Source organism: Microbacterium sp. zg.Y909, assembly GCF_024626565.1.
Map to the genome: position 1 here is coordinate 1 of NZ_JANJFJ010000476.1, position 2,996 is coordinate 2,996.

Consider the following 2,996-nt stretch of genomic DNA (forward strand, 5'->3'; position numbering starts at 1 on the left):
TTGACTTCTGCTTCCAGTGCCATAGGTGATCCCCTCTCTCCTCGTTGCGCGGCGCCCGACGCCTGATGCGTGGGCTCTCTTTATCCGCGGCCGATCTAACGGCAACCTGGAAAGTCTATCAGCCCGGCAGCACCGGCAGCATCCGGGCCGACGTCATCGCCGGCGCCGTCGGCGACCGGCCGCAGGGATCCGGACGTTCGTCGGCGGATTCCGGTCGACGCACCGTCCGCCCGCTCCCCGTGTCCCACCCCGGGCCTAGAGTCGCCGCGTGAGCACCGCACCCGTCCCGATCGTCACACCGACCTCGCCCGCCGCACCGCCGTCGGGGCCGCTGCGTCAACCGGGGGCGGCTGCACTGACCGTGCAGTTCCTGCTCACCGGGATCATCTGGGGATCGAGCTTCCTGTTCATGAAGGTCGCCCTCGAGGGCGTCTCCCCCGCTCAGGTCGTCTGGGCCCGGCTCGTGCTGGGGGCACTGACCCTCGGGGTGTTCGTGGCGCTGCGGCGGGAGCATCTTCCCCGTCGACTGCGCCTCTGGGGCCACATGACGGCGCTCGCCCTGTCGTTCTGCGTCGCGCCGTTCCTGCTCTTCTCATGGGCGCAGCAGTACGTCACGTCGGGCCTTGCGAGCATCTACAACGCGACGACGCCGATCATGACCGCGGTGATGGCCTGGGCCGTGTTCCGCGTCGAGCGGCTCAAGGCCGCTCAGATCGCCGGCATCCTCGTCGGCGTTGCCGGGGTCATGGTGATCATCGCGCCGTGGCAGGGGCTGGATCTGACCCAGAGCCTGCTCGCACAGCTCGCGATCCTCGGCGCGACAGCCTGCTACGGCTTCAGCCTCGCGTACATGCGGCGATTCCTGTCGAACTCCGGAATGAGCGCGCTGGTCTTCTCGTTCCTCAACATCGGCATCGCCGCCGCGATCATGCTCGCACTCACGCCTGTCGTGGCGCAGAGCCCTGTGCGCCTGGACGTGCCGATCGTGCTCAGCCTGCTGGCACTGGGGTGCCTCGGCACAGGGGTCGCCTACATCTGGAATCAGAACGTTCTGCGAGCCTGGGGCCCCACCCGCGCGTCGACGGTCACCTACATCACGCCGGTCGTGGGGGTGGCGCTGGGCATCGTCCTGCTCGGCGAGACCCTGCACTGGAACGAGCCCGCCGGGGCGGTGCTGGTGCTGCTGGGCATCCTGCTCGCGCAGAACCGCCTGCGGGTGCGGAGGCGACGACGGGCGGATGCCGCCTGACCCGAGGGCCCGCGGCATCCGCCCTTCGACGGTCAGGCCTGGAACGAACCCTGCAGGTCGAGCGTGATGGTCACGTCCTTGCCCACCAGCACACCGCCGGTCTCGAGCGCGGCGTTCCATGTGAGACCGAAGTCCTCGCGGTTGATGACCGTCTTGGCCGTGGCTCCGGCCTTGTAGTTGCCCCAGGGGTCGGTGCCGAAGCCGCCGAACTCGACCTCGAAGGTCACCGGCCGCGTGATGCCGCGAATCGTCAGATCGCCGTCGATCAGGAAGTCGCCGTCGACGAGCCGCGCGGCGTTCGACACGAAGTCGAGCGTGGGGTGGTTCTCGGCGTCGAAGAACTCCGCCGAGCGCAGGTGGGCGTCACGTCCCTCGTCCTTCGTGTTCACCGACGCGACGTCGGCCGAGGCGGTCACGCGCACGCCGAGGGGGTTCTCGGGGGCCACGATCGTGCCGCTCTTGACGTCGAACGTACCGCGCACCTTCGAGATCATCATGTGGCGCACGCTGAACGAAACCTCGCTGTGCGAGGGGTCGAGCACCCAGGTTCCGGCCTTGTAGCCGGGAATCTCGATCGTGGTTGCGTTCGTCGCTTCGGTCATGGCGTCCTCCATCGTGCGCCGGGCTGTCCGGCGGTCTGTCACGCCCAACGACCGTTTTCCGGCATCTATTCCCGTGAATGGATCTTTGGGTCAGGACTTTCCCGAGGTCCCCGCTTCGAGGATCGACACGATCGAGAACAGCGTGAAGCACACCGCCCCCAAACCGGTGAGCACGCGCGCGGGGATGAAGAGCCCGGGGTCGGTGGTGGCCGCCTCGGCCAGGAACGCCGCGAAGAACAGGCACGCCAGACACGTGAAGATCGGGATGAGGGGCACCCGGTTCGCCAGCTCGAAATGCCGCCGCCACACCGCGGCCAGCAAGAAGACCTTCGAGACGACGCTGTAGCAGATCATGCCCAGCCCGATGAGAATGCAGCCCGGCGCAAGGCGCTCGGGCCGGTCCGAGCCGAACAGCACGACCAGCCCCCAGACGACGGCGAGGGTGCCCATGGCGAGCACCCAGCTCGTCCACGCCCAGCGCTCGGGCTCGTCGAACTCGTTGCGCACCTGCCGGCCGACCGTGGCCACCAGGGAGATGAGGCTGGCGCAGATGGCCGCAAGGCCGATCATGACGTGACCGGCGATGTAGCGGGGCGCCTCGGCCGAATCGGTGAGCAAGACCGCCGCCCAGACGACCAGCACCAGCGCGGCCGTCGCCGGGATGCAGATCAGTCCCACCATGACAGCCCTGCCGTACGCACCGTCCGGAGCGCCGTCCTCGTGCCGGCGGGCCGCGTTGTCCGTGATCAGTGTGAACGCGCTCGAGGCGACGGCGACCGTCGTGACGCAGGCGGCGATCAGCCCGACGCCGAACACGACGTGCCCGGCGACGAAGTCGGCGTTCGATGGCCCGCCGCGGATGACCAGCCCCCAGATCGCGGTGGCGGCTGCGACTCCGTAACCGAGCACCGGCAGGACCACCTTCCAGATCGGAGCGAAGGTGCGGGTCAGCTGGCGGATGATCATCGCGGCCGTGGTGAACAGTGCGATGCAGATGGCCGTCAATGCCATCAGCACATGGCCCGCCGTCCGGTGGGCAGGGTCGTCGCCCCCGGCGAAGACGTACCAGCCGAAGCTGAGGCAGACCGCTCCCATCAGGAGCGGGATGGCGCGGAACAGGATGCTGACACCGAAGTTCATGCGAC

3 protein-coding genes are annotated in these 2,996 nt (G+C 68.4%); 1 reads left to right on the top strand and 2 read right to left on the bottom strand.

Annotated elements, in window-relative coordinates; genetic code table 11:
• Positions 1–268: 268 nt before the first annotated feature.
• Positions 269–1,249 (top strand): DMT family transporter, encoded by a 981-nt coding sequence (locus NQ160_RS21550; RefSeq protein ID WP_374113698.1) that lies wholly within the window; start codon positions 269–271, stop codon positions 1,247–1,249.
• Between the two features lie 32 nt (positions 1,250–1,281).
• On the opposite strand, the gene NQ160_RS21555 is transcribed toward NQ160_RS21550, so the two are convergent.
• Both NQ160_RS21555 and NQ160_RS21560 read right to left on the bottom strand, forming a co-directional pair.
• Entirely contained in the window at positions 1,282–1,851 is a 570-nt protein-coding gene (locus tag NQ160_RS21555) for a YceI family protein (RefSeq protein WP_257517109.1), read from the bottom strand.
• Positions 1,852–1,941: 90 nt separating this feature from the next.
• Positions 1,942–2,996: DUF2776 domain-containing protein (locus NQ160_RS21560; RefSeq protein WP_257517110.1), on the bottom strand; the 1,055-nt coding region annotated here is incomplete at its 5' end.

What these genes read in the sequence shown, in the direction of transcription:
- NQ160_RS21555 (WP_257517109.1), bottom strand. Translation starts at nt 1,851, where the DNA reads ATGACCGAAGCGACGAACGCAACCACGATCGAGATTCCCGGCTACAAG.